Origin of the sequence: Marinomonas sp. ef1 (assembly GCF_002806845.1) — a bacterium.
Lineage (GTDB): Bacteria > Pseudomonadota > Gammaproteobacteria > Pseudomonadales > Marinomonadaceae > Marinomonas > Marinomonas polaris.
Map to the genome: position 1 here is coordinate 156,116 of NZ_NHTT01000009.1, position 20,062 is coordinate 176,177.

Annotated in this window: 18 protein-coding genes; 8 read left to right on the forward strand and 10 right to left on the reverse strand. The window is 43.2% G+C overall.

Annotated features, from left to right (window positions below; all coding sequences use genetic code 11):
* Positions 1 to 44 precede the first annotated feature (44 nt).
* Entirely contained in the window at positions 45 to 2,975 is a 2,931-nt protein-coding gene (glnE, locus tag CCS02_RS14435) for a bifunctional [glutamate--ammonia ligase]-adenylyl-L-tyrosine phosphorylase/[glutamate--ammonia-ligase] adenylyltransferase (protein WP_100636940.1), read from the reverse strand.
* Between the two features lie 31 nt (positions 2,976 to 3,006).
* Positions 3,007 to 3,954, reverse strand: a complete 948-nt coding sequence (locus CCS02_RS14440; RefSeq protein ID WP_100636941.1) for a CYTH domain-containing protein — start codon at positions 3,952 to 3,954, stop codon at positions 3,007 to 3,009.
* Between the two features lie 131 nt (positions 3,955 to 4,085).
* Between CCS02_RS14440 and argE the strand changes: the two genes are divergently transcribed.
* Positions 4,086 to 5,261, forward strand: coding sequence for an acetylornithine deacetylase (gene argE / locus CCS02_RS14445; RefSeq protein ID WP_100636942.1), 1,176 nt, complete (start codon positions 4,086 to 4,088; stop codon positions 5,259 to 5,261).
* Positions 5,251 to 6,573 carry an amino-acid N-acetyltransferase gene (gene argA, locus CCS02_RS14450; protein ID WP_072839514.1) on the forward strand — a complete coding sequence of 441 codons (1,323 nt, stop codon included), beginning with the start codon at positions 5,251 to 5,253 and terminating at the stop codon, positions 6,571 to 6,573. The genes argE and argA overlap by 11 nt, the downstream gene beginning before the upstream one ends.
* Positions 6,574 to 6,658: 85 nt before the next feature.
* Here argA and CCS02_RS14455 read toward each other — a convergent pair whose 3' ends face one another.
* From CCS02_RS14455 to rpoE, 6 genes are all read right to left on the reverse strand, one after another.
* A complete protein-coding gene (locus tag CCS02_RS14455; RefSeq protein WP_072839513.1) occupies positions 6,659 to 7,084 on the reverse strand; it encodes a chemotaxis protein CheW in 426 nt (141 codons plus the stop codon).
* Positions 7,085 to 7,249: 165 nt separating this feature from the next.
* Positions 7,250 to 8,659, reverse strand: a complete 1,410-nt coding sequence (locus CCS02_RS14460; protein WP_100636943.1) for a DegQ family serine endoprotease — start codon at positions 8,657 to 8,659, stop codon at positions 7,250 to 7,252.
* A 61-nt stretch (positions 8,660 to 8,720) separates the two neighbouring features.
* Entirely contained in the window at positions 8,721 to 9,188 is a 468-nt protein-coding gene (locus tag CCS02_RS14465) for a SoxR reducing system RseC family protein (RefSeq protein ID WP_100185923.1), read from the reverse strand.
* Positions 9,188 to 10,153, reverse strand: coding sequence for a MucB/RseB C-terminal domain-containing protein (locus CCS02_RS14470; RefSeq protein WP_100185922.1), 966 nt, complete (start codon positions 10,151 to 10,153; stop codon positions 9,188 to 9,190). The genes CCS02_RS14465 and CCS02_RS14470 overlap by 1 nt, the downstream gene beginning before the upstream one ends.
* 3 nt (positions 10,154 to 10,156) lie before the next feature.
* Complete coding sequence (locus tag CCS02_RS14475; protein ID WP_100636944.1) at positions 10,157 to 10,840, reverse strand: sigma-E factor negative regulatory protein; 684 nt, start codon at positions 10,838 to 10,840, stop codon at positions 10,157 to 10,159.
* Positions 10,841 to 10,842: 2 nt separating this feature from the next.
* Positions 10,843 to 11,430: an RNA polymerase sigma factor RpoE gene (gene rpoE, locus CCS02_RS14480; protein WP_048813931.1), complete on the reverse strand. Its 588-nt coding sequence runs from the start codon at positions 11,428 to 11,430 to the stop codon at positions 10,843 to 10,845.
* Between the two features lie 233 nt (positions 11,431 to 11,663).
* Here rpoE and nadB point away from each other — a divergent pair, with 233 nt between their 5' ends.
* Positions 11,664 to 13,259 (forward strand): L-aspartate oxidase, encoded by a 1,596-nt coding sequence (gene nadB, locus CCS02_RS14485; RefSeq protein WP_100185920.1) that lies wholly within the window; start codon positions 11,664 to 11,666, stop codon positions 13,257 to 13,259.
* Between the two features lie 40 nt (positions 13,260 to 13,299).
* Here nadB and CCS02_RS14490 read toward each other — a convergent pair whose 3' ends face one another.
* Positions 13,300 to 13,689, reverse strand: coding sequence for a hypothetical protein (locus CCS02_RS14490; protein WP_100636945.1), 390 nt, complete (start codon positions 13,687 to 13,689; stop codon positions 13,300 to 13,302).
* Positions 13,690 to 13,729: 40 nt separating this feature from the next.
* The gene (locus tag CCS02_RS14495; RefSeq protein ID WP_072839689.1) at positions 13,730 to 14,005 is read right to left on the reverse strand and encodes an FAD assembly factor SdhE; all 276 of its coding nucleotides are present in this window, start codon (positions 14,003 to 14,005) and stop codon (positions 13,730 to 13,732) included.
* Positions 14,006 to 14,328: 323 nt separating this feature from the next.
* Here CCS02_RS14495 and CCS02_RS14500 point away from each other — a divergent pair, with 323 nt between their 5' ends.
* The 5 genes from CCS02_RS14500 (at position 14,329) to CCS02_RS14520 (ending at position 20,000) form a co-directional block, all read left to right on the forward strand.
* Positions 14,329 to 15,648 (forward strand): ABC transporter substrate-binding protein, encoded by a 1,320-nt coding sequence (locus CCS02_RS14500; protein WP_100636946.1) that lies wholly within the window; start codon positions 14,329 to 14,331, stop codon positions 15,646 to 15,648.
* Between the two features lie 105 nt (positions 15,649 to 15,753).
* Positions 15,754 to 16,614 carry a carbohydrate ABC transporter permease gene (locus CCS02_RS14505; protein ID WP_072839505.1) on the forward strand — a complete coding sequence of 287 codons (861 nt, stop codon included), beginning with the start codon at positions 15,754 to 15,756 and terminating at the stop codon, positions 16,612 to 16,614.
* 10 nt (positions 16,615 to 16,624) lie between these two features.
* On the forward strand, positions 16,625 to 17,455 hold the full coding sequence (locus tag CCS02_RS14510) for a carbohydrate ABC transporter permease (protein WP_012068809.1): 831 nt from the start codon (positions 16,625 to 16,627) through the stop codon (positions 17,453 to 17,455).
* An 18-nt stretch (positions 17,456 to 17,473) separates the two neighbouring features.
* Positions 17,474 to 18,568 carry an ABC transporter ATP-binding protein gene (locus tag CCS02_RS14515; protein ID WP_072839504.1) on the forward strand — a complete coding sequence of 365 codons (1,095 nt, stop codon included), beginning with the start codon at positions 17,474 to 17,476 and terminating at the stop codon, positions 18,566 to 18,568.
* A 1-nt stretch (position 18,569) separates the two neighbouring features.
* Positions 18,570 to 20,000 carry a mannitol dehydrogenase family protein gene (locus CCS02_RS14520; protein WP_100185918.1) on the forward strand — a complete coding sequence of 477 codons (1,431 nt, stop codon included), beginning with the start codon at positions 18,570 to 18,572 and terminating at the stop codon, positions 19,998 to 20,000.
* The last annotated feature ends 62 nt before the right edge of the window (positions 20,001 to 20,062 follow it).

Consider the following 20,062-nt stretch of genomic DNA (forward strand, 5'->3'; position numbering starts at 1 on the left):
AATTTACGAACACCTTTTTGTAATTTGGAAGCAAAATACAGAGTTTAGATTTTGTCATCATTAACAAAACTATCCCAATACTGACTCACCAAGTTCTGGTTATCAACTAGCATATCCTTTTGAACCACTCGACCCTGTTGCTGCAAGCTCAACCTATGAGTAAGAGACCTATAAAGAGTATAGGTATCGGTCATTTTTTCAGCCTGCTCAGCACCAATCAAGCCAACTAAAGCAGCCGCTTCTAGCTGGCGAACATTGTCGGAAAATCGCATCAGCTCAGGGTATTTACATGACCAAGCCAACACCATGTATTGCACCATGAATTCAATATCAATGATGCCACCAGCACCTTGCTTAAGATCAAAACCTTGCTCTTTGCCACCAGTATCAAGATGAGCACGCATCTTCTCACGCATCTTGATGACTTCAGCTTTAAGTTCATTGCGATCTCGCGCTGAAGCAATAATCTCTTTACGGCACTCTTCAAATTTAGCAAGTAAATTAGGTTCACCGGCCAAACCGCGTGAACGAGTCAAGGCTTGATGCTCCCAAACCCAAGCTTCTTTTTGCTGATAATCTTTAAAAGCTTCTAAACTAGAAACCAACAAGCCAGAGTTACCCGAAGGACGCAAACGCATATCTACTTCGTATAAGCGACCAGCAGCAGTAAAGCTGGTAATCATGTGAATTAAACGCTGCCCGAGACGAGTATAGAAAGTGAGATTGTCGATACTTCGATCGCCGTCTGTACTTCCGTTTGCCTGTGCATCGTGAATAAATACAAGATCGAGGTCTGAATCGTAACCAAGCTCCCAACCACCTGACTTACCATAACCAATAATCGCCAGTTGTGGAGTGAAAGCAACCTCGCCTTGGCTTACTGGAAAGCCATGTTTCTTAGTCAAATATTGCCAAGATTGCTGCAACACCTGATCTAAAAGTACTTCTGCCAACCACGTTAAGTGATCACTCACTTTCATTACAGGTAGTATTTCTGTTATATCGCAGGCAGCTATACGCAAGATAATAGAACGCCTAAAGCGACGCATAGCATCCATCTGAGCTTCTTCATCGTCTTCAGGTAATCGCAGTAATATTTGCTGAAGCTCTTCCGCTAGCATGGTTTTATCTGGTGGTGAAAATAGCGTATTGGCGTCTAGCAGTTCGTCCAGCAATGCTGGCGTCGTCGAAATCGCTTCGGTAAACCACACACTTTCTCGACACAATCGAATAAGATGCGTCAGCGCTGTTTGATTTTCACACAACAAGACTAAATAGGCAGTACGACGTAACACCGCTTCTAAAATAGGGAAAACACGTTCTAATACCAAATCTGGATTGGCTTCGTCTGTTAATTTAGAAATCAGAGCCGCTAAAAATACAGCAAGTCGTTCATGACCGATAGGCTGCATAAACACTACGGTGCGAGAGCTAAGCAACTGCGAAATACGTGAAATACTCGCTTCTTGATCTTGCCAAGAAATCAGCTCAATCGCGTCTTGTATGGCTTCTCGATCCTCTGGATGCTTGATCAATAAACGCCATGTTTCCTGATTTTTCACTTCTTCAGTGCTTTCGTGACCATCATCGATTAATGCCACAAAAGAACGATGTACATTTTTGCGCACTTCCCAAAGACGTTTATCCAATGCCTCCCAAGAAGGGAAACCAACAATTAATGCAATGCGCGTACGTGCCCGATCATCTTCTGGCAATAGCTGCGTTTGCTCGTCATTCACCGCCTGCAATGCATGCTCGGTGCGACGTAAAAGTAAATACGCCTCACGCAATTGATCCATTTCTTCGACAGGCAAATAATCCTGTTGAGCAAGGTAAGGTAACACTTTCAACAAGGCTGGCGTTTGCAAGCCCTGATCTCGACCACCGTGTAATATCTGCAAAGCTTGGGCAATAAATTCAACTTCACGAATTCCCCCCTCGCCTAATTTAATATTGTGCTCAATGCCTTTGCGACGCACCTCTTTAGCAATCATTTGTTTCAAGTCACGCAATGCACCTATCGCCCCAAAATCGAGATATTTGCGATACACAAAAGGCTTACGTAATGCTTCAAATTCGCGCACATCCAAGGTGTTACCAGACATGACACGAGCCTTGATCATGGCGTAACGTTCCCAGTCTCGACCTTGATCTTGGTAATAATTTTCCAACGAATCCATGTTTAATACTAAAGCACCAGACTGACCAAACGGCCGCAAACGCATGTCGACTCTAAAAACAAAGCCATCGGCGTTGACCTGATCTAGATGCTGAATCAGTTTTTGACCAAGCTTGGTAAAGTACTCTTGATGTGACAGACTTTTCTTTCCGCCTTGAGTATCACCATGTTCACGAAAGGCAAAAATTAAATCTATATCAGAAGACAGGTTTAGTTCGTTTCCGCCAAGTTTCCCCATACCGATCACAATCATCGACTGAGGTAAGCCCTTGCTATCCAACGCCTGACCGTACAAGGCAAGATAGTGCTGCGTTGTCCATTGAAGGCTGGCATTCACACATGCATCCGCTAACGCGCTTAAACGTGACGTCAGCTCGGTCAATGAAAGCCGCTGCTGAATGTCCAAAGCTATTAACCGTACCATCCACCACTGACGATACAAACGCAAACGTTTGATAAAACCGGCTTCATCTAATGGCTCTAGTGATTCTGTCTGGCAAGCACTCGCCTCGCATGAAAAAAATGCTTCGCCAGCCATCAAGGCTTCTTTGGACGGCTTTTCAGGTAGCTTTTTAAGCGCCAACAAATCATCTAACCAATGGGGAAAACGAGTAAATTGCTGATGTAAATAATCACTCAAGATCCACAAGGGTTCTAATATATCAATTTGCTCTTGGTTTAATGAATCAAGCCCGTGCCTTTCTCGAGCATCTTGGACATGCTCCAATAACAAGGCACGAGAAGAGGATTGTTCACAAAATATCGCGTAGTTAGGGTTCAAATGCGGAGGTGTCACAGGGCTTCCTTACAAAATCTTCTTTTTATTTTTACACAGCTTGCTGGTTTAACCATTGCCCAACTGTCAACATGGTAATGCCAATTTGAGTCATGCCTGCGAGTTTTTTCAGCAACAAGTCTTCTTCCTCTACAAGTTGTTGTTCCAATTCGCCATCTAAGCACCCTAGCGCTTGCGCTAATTCATTGGGCAAACAGGCTCTCAATTGAACCATAGAATGGCGAAGGGGCTGCATAAGTGCTTCGTCTTTCATAAAATACATTGCTTCCCAATAAACTAACCACACTTCGTACCAATATGCGGCTAATTCGAATGGATTAGAAGTATTAACAGGCTTGTTAGGAAATTCAATCTGTCCGTATTTTAAACGCACGCCTTTTTGCGCCTTTGAAACAATACTGACCTGAACCGGCACACGCTCTGCAAGTTGCAACGCAAACTGATACAAACCCGCCTCGTCGCCCTCTTTCAGCTCCAGTTCTAACTCACAAATCGCGTCCTCACCATAAGGAGAGGTTACCAAACCTTGATCGCAAACCACTTCCATTTTGGTTTCTTGAGATTTGATGTTCCAAACTTGTCTCTCAAAGTCCGTACGATAGACTTCAATCAGCTTGCTACACCAAAACATATCTTGTAATGATTCGGGCAAAGGGACGTCACTTAATAAAGACAAATCCAATTGATCGCTAGGCACAAACCACTCCCATTCACCACGAGCATGCATGCCGACGCGGTTACTGCCTCGCGTTTTTACGGTTTGAATAAACTTATTGTTAACAGCACGAATACGCAGTGCCATACCGCCTTGCATGAGATCTGCGCCTTCCGTATCAAAATACGCATTCATCAAGGCCAACGTAGGCTGACGAGATTGTTCATTAGTGTCAGAAGATGCACAAATTTCATCAAGAAAATCACTTGCGGACTTGAGATACTCTGAGTGAAGCATTAACTTTAGCTCTAGCTCGGTAGCCATAATATACGAACCTCTAAAACCTTTGCTGTTGAGCAAACAACAAAGAAAAAATAATGTGCGAGCAAGTGTACCAGATGCCTAGCTTACAGTAGTAATATTCGAAAATAACTCGGATTCAAGGAATATCCTTTATGCCCGCACTTCCCTCTCTTATCAGTATGATGTCTCAACTTATTGCCTCGCCCTCTATCAGTTGTAGTCAAGCCCATTGGGATCAGTCAAATAAAGGTGTGATTCAATTGCTTGAAAGCTGGCTTAGTTCCCAAGGCTTTCAGTGCGAAGTCATGCCATTGCCAGACCAACCTAATAAGTTCAATCTGATTGCGACACTCGGAACTGGTGATGGTGGTTTAGTGCTTTCAGGTCACACTGATACGGTTCCTTACGATAAAGGCCGTTGGAAATCAGACCCATTTAAATTGGAAGAAAGAGAGCAAAAACTTTACGGCCTTGGCAGCTGTGATATGAAAGGCTTCTTCGCCATTGTGCTCGATACCATTCGACAAATGCAGCTATCTAACTTAAAACAGCCGCTTATCATTCTGGCGACCGCTGATGAAGAAAGCTCAATGTCTGGTGCAAGAGCCTTGGTTGAACGAGGTTCGTTAAAGGCACGATACGCTTTGATCGGTGAACCCACATCATTAACGCCCATTTATGCTCACAAAGGCATTATGATGGAACGTATCCAAGTCACTGGCCAATCAGGGCATTCTTCTAATCCCTCGCTGGGAAACAATGCACTGGATGCCATGCACGATGTAATGTCAGAATTAATGGCATTTCGTCAGCAACTTAAAGCAAACTATCGCGATGCCAGCTTTGTCATTGACTACCCAACGATGAACTTTGGCTGCATTCATGGCGGAGATAACCCAAACCGTATTTGCGGACGCTGTGAGCTGGAGTTTGATTTACGAGCACTACCAGGTATGAGCAACCAAGCATTAATGGCGGAAATTGCTCAGATATTGCCGCGTATCGAAGAAAAAACTGGCACAATAATACAACTAAATAGTTTATTTCCTGATGTTCCGTCTTTTTATACGCCAGTCGAATCGGATATCATAAAAGCCTGTGAAGCCTTAACTAATCGCCAAGCGAGTACTGTAGCATTTGCAACAGAAGGTTCTTTCCTGAATCAAATGGGTATGGAAACCTTAATTTTAGGGCCTGGCTCTATAGATCAAGCCCATCAACCAAATGAATTTATGGCGCTAGATCAAATTCAACCTATGCAAGAGGTAATTCGCGGTCTAATCGAGCGTTTTTGCCTTAAATTAAACGAGCAAAAAAATGAGGAATAGCGTGACAGAAGAATTCAATTATGTGGACTGGTTCCGCCATTCTTCCCCCTATATTAATGCCCATAGGGGAAAAACCTTTGTCATATTGATTCCAGGTGAGGCGGTAGAGTGCGCTCACTTTTCAAGCATTATTCACGACCTTGCCTTGCTGGACTCATTAGGAATTCGTCTTGTCTTAGTACAAGGCGCCCGCCCACAAATTAGTCGAGTATTAACCAATAGACATTTAACCAGCCGCGTTGAAGACGATTATCGTGTCACGCCACAAGATCAGCTACTGGATATTATCCAAGCGTCTGCGGCAGTGCGAGTCCAACTTGAAGCTCAGCTATCTATGGGACTATCGAATACCCCAATGGATGGCGCTAGATTAAAAGTATGTAGCGGGAATTATGTTATCGCCAGACCTTTAGGTGTAGTTGATGGCATAGATTATGGTCACACAGGTGAAGTTCGCCGAATCGATACCGAAGCAATTTTTCGATTACTTGAAGATGACAACATGGTGCTTTTGCCTCACCTTGGCTTTTCACCTACAGGTGAAGTATTCAACCTAAAAAGCGAAGACGTTGCCATTCAAGCAGCAATACAGCTTAAAGCCGACAAACTGGTTATTTTCTCGGAAGAAGAAGGCGTCTTCACAAGTAATGGTGAGCTCTATTCTGAGTTATTAACCAAAGACGCCGAAGCTATTCTCAAAGAGAAAACACTATCTACCATTACTCACGCGGCATTAGACGCTTGTGTCCAGGCCGTTCGTCAGGGTGTGCCGAGAGCGCATATCATTTCTTACAATGAAAATGGCGGTCTACTACAAGAACTCTTCACTCGTGAAGGTTCAGGTACCATGATAAATGAAGACAGCTATGAGCAATTGCGACCAGCCCACATTGATGATGTTGGTGGCATGATGGCATTATTAGCTCCGCTGGAAGAAAAAGGTGTTTTAGTAAGACGATCTCGCGAACTTCTAGAGAACGAGATAGACCGCTTTATTGTCATAGAACGTGATGGTGCTATTGTCGCCTGCGCGGCACTTTATCCGTTTGAGCAAGAGTATTCCGGTGAATTGGCTTGTTTGGCGGTCTCGCCAGATTATAGGGGCTCTAACCGTGGTGAACGCTTACTAAAAGGCATAGAACAAGCTGCTAAGCGTCAAAACCTAACTATGCTCTTCTTATTAACCACACGAACCGCTCATTGGTTTATTGAACGAGGGTTTAGCGAAACGACATTGGCAAGTTTACCAACGCAAAAACAAGCGCTGTACAACTATCAACGTAACTCAAAAATCTTCTCAAAGCAGCTGTAATAACTATTTAGAGAGCAGCTCAAAGAACAGATAAAATTAGCGAGTCAATGATATTTTTTCATTGGCTCGCGAATCAAAAACAAGATTAATCTAACCCAGAACAATAATCATTGAACTCTACCAAGATATAAAGCTCATTATCATGCTGGATGGTTCCTTGAATACAGTCATGATCTCGATACTCCAGTCCATGGGTATCATTATTTTCAGGCAGGTCCATAACTCGTTCCACGGCTTCTACTCGAATTCCAAAATAGCCAGTAGGTAAATCCAACACAATAATATGACCTTCCTCTTCGCACTCAGCTGGATCTAAATTCAACAAATGCGTACCGTACAATACCGTTACCATATTACCGCGCACATCAATCATACCCTCAACACCTTCACGAGCACCTGGCACAGGAGCCGGAGACTGGTAACTAAGTACTTCTTTGACAGTTGAAATAGGGTGAACATAACGCTCACTTCCTAAACGAAAGCAAATCCCCTTCTCGACCACTTGCTCCACAACCCGCTCCTTAAAATAATTTGCTGTCTAAATAAAAAAATAATATAAACGTGATGTTTAAAGAAAAAAATAATTACATCTCTAATCTTTAACTTCAAGTTTAAAGCAAAAAAAAGCGACCATTCGGTCGCTTTTTCTAATTTCGTCTTTTTCAATTCCTAATGATTAATCCATTATTTTAAATGGAATAAACATTGGGTAACCCTGTCTAATGACTCGCATTGGCACAGAACGCCCACTTGGAATATCTTTGGCAATTTCACCAAACTCCGCAACACTGGTAATACGCTTGCCATTTAACATGGTGATCACATCACCTTGCTGCAAACCATTACGTGCCGCTGTACCACCAAGTACTTGCTCGATGACAACACCATTGTCAATATCAAAGTTCTTCGCCATGTCTGCAGGTACTTCTCCTACAATCATACCAAGACGGTTTTGATCCTGTTGTGATTGAGCGACTACTTTAGGATCATTTGGTCGTGCTTCTAGCATCACAGAGATGGTTTGCTCTTTACCATCTCGATACACTTTCGCATCGACTTTTTCACCGGCTTTCATTTGACCAACAATGTAAGGCAGCTCACCAGAATGTGCGATGGACTCACCATTGAATTTCAAGATGATATCACCTGATTTTAAGCCCGCCTTTTCCGCTGGAGAATCAGGTAATACACGGCTTATCAATGCACCATTTGATCTATCTAAGCCAAATGACTCAGCCAACTCATTGTTTACATCCTGAATCAACACACCCAGCCAAGCGCGAGATACTTTACCATCGCTCTTCAGTTGATCCACAACCGACATGGCAACTTTTGAAGGAATCGCAAACGACACTCCCATAAAACCACCAGAACGAGTGTAAATTTGTGAGTTAATACCAACGACTTCACCGTCTAGGTTGAACAAAGGACCACCAGAGTTACCTGGGTTGATCGCTACGTCCGTTTGGATAAATGGTACATAGTTATCAGATGGTAAGCTTCGTCCTGTTGCACTGACGATACCTGCGGTCACCGTGTAGTCAAAGCCGAATGGAGAACCTATCGCTAATACCCACTGACCCGGCTTAAGCTTATCTGAATCACCCATTTTAACGATAGGTAAGTCATCAGCTTCGATTTTAAGTAGAGCTAAATCGGTTCTAGGATCCGTGCCAACCAATTTTGCGACATACTCACGTCTATCATTAAGGCGTACATGAATAACATCCGCGCCATCAATAACGTGATTATTGGTCAATACATAACCATCATGGGAAACAATAAAACCAGATCCCAATGAACTACGCTGTCCCTGCTGTGGCGGTGCTTGTTGACCGAAAGGCTGCTGACCAAAGAAGTGTTTAAAGAACTCATTGAGTTCTTCGCTATTGGGCCCTAATTGCTGACCACCTTCGTTAGCCGTTTTTGTGGTAACAGTTTGTTCCGTACTGATATTCACAACAGCGGGAGAGGCTTTTTCCACTAACTCCGTAAAGTCAGGGAGTGAAGCCGCATGAGTAAGCATCGAAGCCATCATAAAACTACTAACGACAACCATGCTAACTTGTTTAAGCAATCTGTTCATTGATTGGTCTCCTTAAGACGTACCAAATTAATTACAGTGCCAGGTGAAGAGATTTAGACGTTTACGAAGTCACAACCAAAGGAATATGATCATCGTTAAGCGATTCAATTCTTAAAATTTTCGGATAGTAATCAAGATTGTTCATTTCTTGTTTTGACTTGTTTCTTGCCAATAGCAAACCACCAGCAAAGCCCATAATAGAGAAAATAACCGCGATGCCCGATTCACCGCCCCACAAGGACGGTATAACAGCTCCGCCAACCAGACCAAGCAATGGTATCAGATACATCCAAACAGACGCCTGCAATAGCGTATCTTCAGGAATTCCGACGACAACACTCTGTCCGATTTCTACTGACAAAGGATCTATGGCTCGCATACGCATTCTATTCGAGGAAGACACTTGAGCAATAGCATGATGCCCACAACCATGACGAGCACGACAAGAAGTACAGCTGCTCGTACGTATTGTTTCTACGTCAGCAAAACCCTCTTCTATAGACAATACTCTTCCGGTCTCTTCTATCATTACTCTTGCCTTGGCATAAATACGGTCATCAGTTTTTCAATGGTAGGTTCTGGAACTTCGCCAACCATAGTCAACAAATACAATTGATCTTTTACTTTAATACTACGTTCACCAGCGATGGTCGCGCCCATATTTAAAATGGACATTGCTTTAGGCTTCATCGTCGGCTCAACAAAAATAGACACAGTCGCCATTCCATCAGATAACAGCAACATACTGGTACCGTGATTTAAAGATCTTGCTTCAGGCCAAACCAGAGAAAAACCTTCCGGTAACCAGTCGAATTGCCAAAGGTTTTTTACTCGTCTTGGCTGAGTTTCAACTACGGGTTCAGCGTAACTACCTTCTTTGGGGGCAAAATCTTTATCTTTCAAGTCTGGAGCAAAATTAACAGAGGCAAATTGAATCCGTTCCAATAACTTACCATCGGTTTTCATCATGTCATGTTTTAAAAGAAAGTGGTTTTCTTCGTCTAACCAAAATTGATGCCCATATCGATATTGATCCTTTGGAGCAAGCTTTACGGAAATAACTTTACGGCCCGCAATTCGACTCGTATGGTCACCGACGATCATATCGTAGCCTTTGATAAGTCGATCACTTTCTACATCTTTAAAGCGCTTAAAAGGCGGTACTAATGGAGCGCGCATATTCGCAACAAGTGCATTTGGATAGACAGAAATGATTTTGTCATCAATACGCAAGACTTCAATCTTATCGCCGTCTAAATCCACCAAACTTTCATATTCCACTCCGCCCATCAAATCATGACGAACACGCATACTGTTCATATTCATTGCTTCAGAGTGCACAAACACACCATCGTAACTCAGCGTAGAAAACGACTGTGTCATACTTCTTAGTAAATGCAATGCATCAGGCGTCGTGTTACTTGCTACGCTTATACCTGAAATATTAAGGCATAGTAGTGTGAAAAAAATATGTAATGGCGAAAATAATCTCATAAATTACTCTTTTACGGGATAACTAACGACTCGAGCCATAGGTATCATTCCCTGCCCAACCGTCATTGCCGCTTGCTCAGCGTGTTGTCGAAGATAATGCTGCAATCTAACGTTATCTATCTGCAAAGCATCTTTATCCAATTCAGCCAATGGAGTTACAGCCATATTGGCTGATGAAGAGCGAACCTCCGCCACTAAATTAGGAGCAGTTGCATCGGGTGTTAATAGCTCATTACCACCAAAGATCACCACAAACGCAACACTCGCAGCCACAGCAACGCTAGATAAGGCTACGCGCCACACTGGACGAGCAACCTTGTTTTCACTTGGTAAAACAAAAGGCAGTAAGTTGTTTGCGCTTTGCTCTTCTGGAAATGAAGCATCAACATCAATTCCTGCACGGATTCGTAACATCAAACTATCTTCAAGCCCAACCGCAACGAATGAATCTTTATGAAGCGCCTGTTGGATTAAATGATAAGCCTCTAGCTGACGACTTAACTCAGCACTATCTCCATCTATTAGGAGATCTAGATCTTGTTCTGTTGCTTCACCATCAAACATAGCCGACAAGCTAGAAAGCATAACTTGGGAACTGTCGTTTTCGTTGAAGCTATCGTTTTCTCGAGTACTGTCATTTTCTCGGGAGCAATCATTTTTTGGGAAACTGCCGTTTAAAGCTGTCATATTTACTCTCCTGTATCCATCAATGGACGTATGTGTTTTTCTACCGCCTCTCTAGCGCGAAAAATACGTGATCGAACTGTTCCAACAGGGCAGTCCATGATCAATGAAATATCTTCGTAACTCAGGCCATCGAATTCACGTAATGTTAATGCGCTACGCAATTCTTCCGGCAAATGTTGGATTGCATAATGAATCGCTTTTTCAAGACGATCACTGTTTAACTTTGCTTCAGGCGTGTCTATATCCGCTAAGGATTCATACACACTGAATACCTCTTCATTATCCAGCTCAACATCTGATTCTGGAGGACGACGAGAACGACTCACTAGATAATTTTTCGCTGTATTTACTGCAATACGATACAACCAAGTGTAAAAAGCACTTTCCCCACGAAAACTCCCTATCGCACGATACGCCTTAATAAAGCTATCTTGAGCTACATCCAGTACTTCACTTCTATCTTGTACATAACGTCCAATTAAACCAATGACCTTATATTGATATTTGATAACAAGCAGATCAAACGCCCGCTTGTCACCCTGCTGTACTTTCTCAACTAACGCCTGATCAGAAGACGTTTCGTGCTGCATAGGCACCTCATATAAAAACCTTATTCGTCTGCGCCCTTGCTCATTACAAGAGAAGACAACATTCAACCCAGCGAGTTCCCATCTTGCATTATCAAATCGTCTATTTAGAGGAATTACAACTCACTCTAAATAATGAAGTATGATGAATATTCAAAATGCGATCTCAGAAAGTGTTCACTATTTGTTGGCAACAATAGTAACATTAATTTTTTAGCCATAATCAGATCAATAACATGAGCCGACATTATAAACACGACATCGTCATTATTGGCGCGGGAGCCGCGGGGCTAACGCTTGCTCTTGAGCTGGCCGACAACCATCGCGTGGCAATTTTGACAAAAGCAGATATCCGTGAAGGATCCACTTTATATGCTCAGGGAGGTGTCGCTGCTGTATTATCGGATAAAGACACAGTTGATTCCCACATTAACGACACCATAGACGCAGGGGTCGAACTTGGTGATCCGGAAGCCATTCGCTTTACTGTTGAACATTCTAAAGAAAGTATTGATTGGCTAATCGATCAAGGCGTTCCTTTCACCCGTTATGGGGAAAGCGAGGAATACCATCTAACAAAAGAAGGCGGTCATAGCCACAGACGCATTATTCATAGCGCCGATGCGACAGGGTTAGCGATATCCAAAACGCTCATTAAGAACGCAAGCAATCACCCAAATATCGAATTTTTCCCAGATCGTGTGGCCATTGATGTTGTCACCACTAAAAAACTCGGCATCGCAGGAGCAAACCGAGCGGTTGGTGTTTATGCTTTAAATCTAGACGATGATGTCATTGAAGTATTTCATGGCCGCTTTATATCATTAGCATGCGGCGGCAGCAGCAAGGTTTACCTTTATACCAGCAATCCAGATACCGCTTCTGGCGATGGTATTGCCATGGCGTGGCGGGCAGGTTGTCGAGTCGCAAATATGGAATTTAATCAATTTCACCCAACTTGTCTTTACGACGCCAAAGCCAAAACCTTTTTGATCTCAGAAGCAGTTCGTGGCGAAGGCGGTAAACTCTTATTGCCTGATGGCACTGCTTTTATGGCGAAATTTGATAAGAGAGAAGAATTAGCACCACGAGATATTGTTGCTCGTGCAATCGACCACGAGATGAAACGCCTTGGTATTCATCATGTCTTGCTGGATATTTCCCACAAAGATCCTGAGTTCATTAAAGAACACTTCCCAACGATTTATAAACGCTGTTTAGAATACGGTCATGACATGACAAAAGGCCCAATCCCTGTCGTCCCAGCCGCGCACTATACCTGTGGCGGCGTAGTTGTTAATCGCCACAGCGCAACCGATATTGATAACCTATATGCCATTGGTGAAACGGCTTATACCGGACTTCATGGGGCAAATCGTCTTGCGAGTAATTCTTTATTAGAGTGTATTGTTTTTGCTCGCTCTGCCGCTCATCACATTTCTGAAAACCACTTACAAAATAATGATGTAGCGATTCCAGATTGGGATGAAAGCAAGGTAACAAACTCTGACGAAGACGTAGTAATTACCCACAACTGGCAAGAGTTACGACGCTTTATGTGGGATTATGTCGGCATCGTAAGAACGGATAAACGTCTCCTAAGAGCCAAACATCGGGTTGATTTATTGTTGTCAGAAATCCAAGAGTTTTACGCTAACTACAAGATCTCTAATGATTTGCTCGAACTACGAAATCTAGCTGTCGTCGCCGATCTAATTATACGTTCAGCGATGTCTCGAAAAGAAAGCCGCGGTTTGCACTTCACGTTAGATTATCCAAATAAGCTAACCACCAGCACCCCGACAATACTGACACCAAAAAACACAGACTAAGCTGTGTTTTTTAATTTTTAGAACACATAAATTTTTAGAGCTAAGCTTTTGAAGAAAAACGTTTTTTAGCCTCTTCACTGCGGTGCAGCAAAATTTGCTGTGCTGCATATGAACGTAGTATTTTGTACTGATTCCCCGGCACACTATCTCGATATATCACTCGATATTTGGACCAATTTCTATCCAAAAAAGTCTGTCCTTGATCCACTTTAGCGATAAGCTGAACCCCATTGGCGCGGATGAAAAGCAGCCTTTCATAACATCCTCGATCAAATAGAAACGCGCCTTGCTCATCGATACTTATCTGTCGTGAAGGTTGGCGAAACATACGAATGAGTAGCACCAATCCACCTAAGCCAATACTCAGATAAAGCAATGCCCGCCAAAAGGCAGGCATCCAATAAATCTGCAACAGAGCAACATAAGCCACGACCACAAATAGCCAAAGCCCTATGCCGATCCATGAGCACTTAAGCTCGGTAGTTTTCAGGCTGAACACGAGACAAAATTATATTAACAATACGCATATGATCCGGATCTTCCGGCACAGAGCTTTGCATAAACCATGGAAAAAGATCTTGATCTTCACAGGTAAGCAAATTAACGAAGCGCTGTTTGTCTTCCTCTTCAAGCGTCAAATACACATCTGCTAAAAAAGGCTCTAGTAGAACATCAAGTTCCAACATGCCGCGACGACACTGCATTTTAAGGCGTTTAAAACTAATCGAATCTGTGGTTTCAGTCATGTCATTACCCTTGAAATAGAATGCCGCCATTATAGCCATTTATACAAAAAAAACGAAAACGCCTTAACATCATTAACTGATATTTATCACGTAAAACCTTATTAGACATACAGATAGCGCCAATTAAAGGACGTCAAAAGAGTATTAAATTGACTCGATTTTTATCAATAACTTAAAAATGAAACAAAATAGTACATTTATTGGCGATTTATGTATTAACAGGTCAATTATCACATGGCCTATATTAATGATCACTTGATGAGCAATTATCGAGAATTAGGTACGACTATAAAAACAAAGAAACTCCAAACTGGGGGAAACCTATGAAACGCCTTACCAAAAATACCTTAACTTATGCGGTATCTATCACAGCAGCAATGACAGCTGCTAGCGCCTTCTCTGCAACTCAAATCACAGTGGCTACTGTAAACAATGGCCACATGATCGAAATGCAAAAGCTCACACCTGAATTTGAAAAAGCCAACCCAGGCATCAAAGTTAAATGGGTAACTTTAGAAGAAGGTGTTTTACGTCAAAACGTTACACAAGACATCGCCAACAAAAGTGGTCTTTATGACGTCATGACTATTGGCATGTATGAAGCGCCTATCTGGGGTGAGCGCGGCTGGCTACAAGCAGTCGACACCAGCGGAAGCTATGATGCAAAAGACATCCTGCCATCTATTCGCGGTGGTTTGTCTTATAAAGGTACCATGTATGCAGCACCATTCTACGGTGAAAGCTCCATGGTCATGTATCGCAAAGATCTTGTGAAAACCGCTGGCATGGAAATAAATGATCGTGACAGCTGGGAACATATTCGTGATGTAGCAGCAGCTGTAAATAATCCCGAAAAAGGCATTTATGGTATTTGCTTACGTGGCAAAGCTGGCTGGGGTGACAACATGGCATTCATGACCGCCATGGCGAACTCTTTCGGCGCTCGTTGGTTTGATGAAAACTGGAAACCTCAACTAGAAACAGCGGAATGGAAAAACGCCGTTAACTTCTATGTTGACCTGCTAAATAAATACGGACCTCCAGGCGCAAGCAGCAACAGTTTCAACGAAAACCTAGCGTTATTCAATGAAGGGAAATGCGGCATGTGGATTGACGCAACTATCGCGGCATCTTTCGTAACCGATCCTAAACAAAGTAAAGTCGCTGACAAAGTGGGCTTCGCTCAATCTCCTTATGCTGTAACAGAAAAAGGCGCGAACTGGCTTTGGTCATGGGCTCTTGGTATCCCAGCTGCGACTAAAAACGCCGACGCTGCGCAAAAATTCGTTCGTTGGGCGACGTCTAAAGAATACATCCAATTGGTTGGCGAAAAAAATGGCTGGGCTGCGGTACCAACAGGTACAAGAGCCAGCACTTATGCTAACCCAGAGTTCCAAAAAGCGGCAGTATTTGCTGATGCGGAATTAAAAGCCATCAATTCAGCTGATCCAACTGACAGTACGCTAAAACCGTCTCCTTATGTAGGTGTTCAGTTTGCTGCTATCCCTGAGTTCCAAGCAATTGGTACGACTACTGGGCAAATGATCTCAGGCGCATTGTCTGGCTCTATGACAGTCGATCAAGCTTTGAAATCTGCAAACACTTCTGCAGATCGTCAAATGCGTCAAGCGGGTTATTACTAACCATTCATTAAGCTCGACAAAGAAATAGGGCTTAGCCCTATTTCTTACTTTTGATTCGTTCTACTTAAGAACAGATTTCCCTGCTTATAATAAGAGAAACTCAACATGAAGCGCTCAATCACTCGCTTATTAATGGCACCATCAGTCATCATGCTTTTGGTTTGGATGATCATCCCGTTATCCATGACCATTTATTTTTCCACCATTCGCTACAACTTATTGTACCCAGGTCAGAATAACTTCGTTGGGTTGATGAATTTTGAATTCTTTATTACCGACCCAGGTTTTATTCCAGCGGTATCGAACACCTTAATTCTGCTACTTTCCGTCTTGATCATCACTGTGGTTTTAGGTGTGATGCTATCCGCTTTGATTGATAAGCCGTTTTTCGGCCAAGGCATTGTTCGTGTCTTATTAATTTCGCCTTTCTTTATCATGCCAACCGTCAATGCATTGATTTGGAAAAATATGATGATGAACCCTGTTTATGGCATTTTCGCATGGATATCAGAATCGCTAGGTTTTGAACCCATAGATTGGCTATCAAGTTACCCGTTAGTCTCAATCATTATCATGGTCAGTTGGCAATGGTTACCCTTCGCTATTTTAGTATTTGTTACCGCGCTGCAATCCCAAGACACAGAGCAGAAAGAAGCGGCTCAAATGGATGGTGCAACGGGCTTACACATATTCCGTTACCTAACCATTCCTCATCTTGCCCGTCCAATAGCCGTGGTTGTGATGATAGAAACCATCTTCCTATTAGCGGTTTTTGCTGAAATCTTTGTTTCCACAGGCGGTGGCCCAGGTTACGACAGTACTAACTTGGCCTATCTGATATATAACCAAGCGCTTCTGCAATATGACGTTGGTGTGGCTTCTGCTGGTGGTTTGTTTGCCGTGTTGCTTGCCAATATCGTGGCCTTTTTCTTAATTCGTGCCGTTGGCAAAAACTTAACGGTGTGAGGTGAATACGATGACTCTTAATCAACAACGCAAACTCAAAACCATTCTTACCGGACTGTTCGCATGGACGGTAGCTTTGGTGTTATTTTTCCCGATTTTTTGGATGTTTATCACCTCGTTCAAGACCGAACTACAGGCGATATCTGTACCACCGTCTCTGTTCTTTGAACCAACACTCGATAACTTCAGAATCGTTCAAGAACGCAGTGACTACATCCATCACGCATGGAACTCAGTTGTCACGTCATTTGGTTCCACCATTATCGCTCTGGTGATTGCCATTCCTGCGGCCTACTCCATGGCGTTTTTCCCTGGAAAGCGTACGAAAGACATTTTGCTCTGGATGCTCTCTACAAAAATGCTGCCAGCTGTAGGTGTATTAGTTCCTATTTATATCCTGTGCCGAGACTATGGATTGTTGGATTCTAAAACGGCTCTGGTGATCATTTTCACTCTGATGAATTTGCCTATTATCGTGTGGATGCTGTTTTCCTACTTCAAAGATTTGCCAAAAGAAATCCTCGAAGCCGCGAGAATGGACGGAGCTACCCCTTGGGATGAAGTGGTAAAAGTTGTGCTGCCACTTTCTGTTGGTGCCATTTCGTCTACGGCTCTTTTATCTATCGTACTTTGTTGGAACGAGGCTTTTTGGTCTCTCAACCTAACAGCATCTGATGCCGCGCCGTTAACCGCGATGATTGCCTCTTACTCCAGCCCTGAGGGTCTGTTTTGGGCGAAATTGTCCGCTGCATCCACACTTGCTTGCGCACCAATCGTTATTTTCGGTTGGTTCTGTCAAAAACAATTGGTCCAAGGCTTAACTTTCGGCGCCGTAAAATAATTATTAGGAAGTTTCTTTATGACTTACTTAGCGATCACAGATCTACAAAAACATTACGACAGCTACCACGCATTGCGCGGCATTAATCTAAGTATTACTGAAGGTGAATTCGTCGTATTCGTTGGGCCATCTGGCTGTGGTAAATCCACATTACTACGGACTATTGCAGGCTTAGAATCCAGCACTGGCGGAAGCATAGAACTAGACGGCAGAGACATTACCGAAGTGGCGTCGTCAAAACGCGACCTTGCTATGGTGTTCCAGTCTTATGCTTTGTATCCACACATGACGGTGGCCGATAACCTTTCCTTCGCCCTTCGTCTTGCGAAAGTATCTGATGCTGAAATCAAAGAAAAAGTACGTTCAGTTTCGGCGTCTTTACAACTTGACGCCTTATTAGAACGTAAACCAAAAGAACTGTCTGGTGGTCAACGCCAGCGTGTTGCCATTGGTCGCGCCATTGTGCGTCAACCGAAAGTCTTCTTGTTCGATGAGCCGCTATCCAACCTAGACGCCGCGCTTCGTGTACAAATGCGTTTGGAATTAGCTCGTCTTCATAAAAAGCTTGGCACGACAATGATTTATGTAACCCACGATCAGGTTGAAGCCATGACTTTGGCTGATCGCGTGGTTATTTTAAATGCAGGCCAAATAGAACAAGTTGGTACACCGCTTGAACTTTACCGCCAGCCAAATAGCCGCTTTGTTGCTGAGTTCATTGGTACGCCAAAAATGAACTTAATCGCAGCAAATAAAATAGTACGTCATGAAGACAATCTAGCGATCGAACTACTTGGACAGCAAATCCTTTTCCCTGCAAATCGTTTAAAAGGCCCGCTACCAGATTCGGTTGTTGTCGGCATTCGTCCGGAACATATGACGTTAGTCGAAGAAGGTGGAGATTTATCTGGCCGCATTGAGTTGGTCGAACACCTAGGTTCCGAAGCTTACGCACACCTGCAATTGTCTAGCGATCAAACCATTATTATCAAAGCTCCAGCTCGAACTGAGCTAAAAGATGGACAAGAAGTTAGTCTCAAAATTGATATTTCAGAAATCATTTTGTTTAATGAAAATGACCGTGTCATCTCTGTTATTCCAGAGGAGGCTTAATATGGCTAATTATTTACAAGCCGCTTCAAATGTAGAACAGCTTTCTGTTCAGAATTATTCAAAAGAAGCAGTTCAAGCAGGCATAGTACATTTGGGTGTTGGTGCATTTCATCGTGCTCACCAAGCCGTGTACATCGACCGACTATTAGCTAATGACACACAACAAAACTGGGGCATTATTGGCGTTAATATTCGCCCACAAGACAGTCAATCTTTTGCTCGCTTTATTAAGCAAGAAGGCGAGTATGTTTTAAAAACCATGGCGGCTGATGGCGAGACAAAGTACGAACATATTCGTTCTATTGTTCAGCAAATTGACGGTGCACAAGCGCCTGAAAAAGTTGACTCTGCACTTGCCGATGCTAAGACTCAGCTTGTCACATCAACGGTTACTGAAGGCGGTTACTACCTTGATGAAAATCGTCGTTTAATGCTGGAACATCCAGCGATTAAGGATGATATAGAAGGCGCTCGTAATACGCTTTATGCTTTTCTGTACGCTGGACTTAAACTGCGTAGCGAAACATCTAAGGCGAAAATCACCCTATTATGCTGCGATAACCTTCGTCATAACGGTGAATTACTCGAAACTGGCCTAATGCAGTTTTTGGATGCTAAGCAAGATTCGGCGCTGTCGGAATGGGTAGAAGAAAATGTGTCTTTCCCTTGCTCTATGGTGGATCGAATTACACCTAAGCCAAGCCAGCAGCATGTAGACGATGTTCGTTCACGCTTCGGTGTTAATGACAACATGACAGTCATGGGCGAAGACTTCATTCAGTGGGTCGTAGAAGACAAGTTTGCCGGTAAAAAACCCGCTCTTGATCTCGTTGGCGTGCAATTTGTCAAAGACGTCGTGCCTTTTGAAGAAGCTAAAATTCGTATTTTAAACGCAGGCCATACCTGTGTAACGTATCAAGCAGCATTAAAGGGCCTCACCTACTTTGATGAAGCCATGCGCGATGACGAATTGAAGCAGTATTTTTCTGACTTCATTCTGCAAGATTCGATTCCTGCAATTGGGGACTCTGTGGTCGATCTACCAGCTTATTTCGATATTATTGCGCAGCGTTTTAGCAACGCAAATATTGGCGATACAGTGGAACGTATCTGCACCGATGGCTACGCTAAATTCCCTATATTTGTTTTCCCAACGCTGGAAGGCGCTTATCGCAAAGGTCGAACTCCGGTTAAAACTATCCAAGGCATCGCCAGCTGGTTCACCTTTATTCAGCTATCGAATGAAGGCAAGCTCAGCACGCCTTATCATGAGCCAAATAAGGCTTCTCTTGTCGCTTTCAGCAATGACAAGGCAGGCATTAAGGCCTTTGTAACAGATCGCTTTTTATGGGGTAATGTGCCAACAGAGTTCCCGGACTTTGTTACGCAACTCACTGAAGCAATTCAGATAAGTATGACAAAGTATGCTTAGGTAGTTCTCACCTAATGAGAGTGTCTAATTCAAGAATCTAAGGCGAATAACGACAATTTTTT

Coding starts and splice junctions, on each gene's coding strand:
- CCS02_RS14440 (WP_100636941.1), bottom strand. CDS start 3,954: ATGGCTACCGAGCTAGAGCTAAAGTTAATGCTTCACTCAGAGTATCTC.
- argE (WP_100636942.1), top strand. CDS start 4,086: ATGCCCGCACTTCCCTCTCTTATCAGTATGATGTCTCAACTTATTGCC.
- argA (WP_072839514.1), top strand. CDS start 5,251: ATGAGGAATAGCGTGACAGAAGAATTCAATTATGTGGACTGGTTCCGC.
- CCS02_RS14460 (WP_100636943.1), bottom strand. CDS start 8,659: ATGAACAGATTGCTTAAACAAGTTAGCATGGTTGTCGTTAGTAGTTTT.
- CCS02_RS14465 (WP_100185923.1), bottom strand. CDS start 9,188: ATGATAGAAGAGACCGGAAGAGTATTGTCTATAGAAGAGGGTTTTGCT.
- CCS02_RS14470 (WP_100185922.1), bottom strand. CDS start 10,153: ATGAGATTATTTTCGCCATTACATATTTTTTTCACACTACTATGCCTT.
- CCS02_RS14475 (WP_100636944.1), bottom strand. CDS start 10,840: ATGACAGCTTTAAACGGCAGTTTCCCAAAAAATGATTGCTCCCGAGAA.
- rpoE (WP_048813931.1), bottom strand. CDS start 11,430: ATGCAGCACGAAACGTCTTCTGATCAGGCGTTAGTTGAGAAAGTACAG.
- nadB (WP_100185920.1), top strand. CDS start 11,664: ATGAGCCGACATTATAAACACGACATCGTCATTATTGGCGCGGGAGCC.
- CCS02_RS14495 (WP_072839689.1), bottom strand. CDS start 14,005: ATGACTGAAACCACAGATTCGATTAGTTTTAAACGCCTTAAAATGCAG.
- CCS02_RS14500 (WP_100636946.1), top strand. CDS start 14,329: ATGAAACGCCTTACCAAAAATACCTTAACTTATGCGGTATCTATCACA.
- CCS02_RS14505 (WP_072839505.1), top strand. CDS start 15,754: ATGAAGCGCTCAATCACTCGCTTATTAATGGCACCATCAGTCATCATG.
- CCS02_RS14510 (WP_012068809.1), top strand. CDS start 16,625: ATGACTCTTAATCAACAACGCAAACTCAAAACCATTCTTACCGGACTG.
- CCS02_RS14515 (WP_072839504.1), top strand. CDS start 17,474: ATGACTTACTTAGCGATCACAGATCTACAAAAACATTACGACAGCTAC.
- CCS02_RS14520 (WP_100185918.1), top strand. CDS start 18,570: ATGGCTAATTATTTACAAGCCGCTTCAAATGTAGAACAGCTTTCTGTT.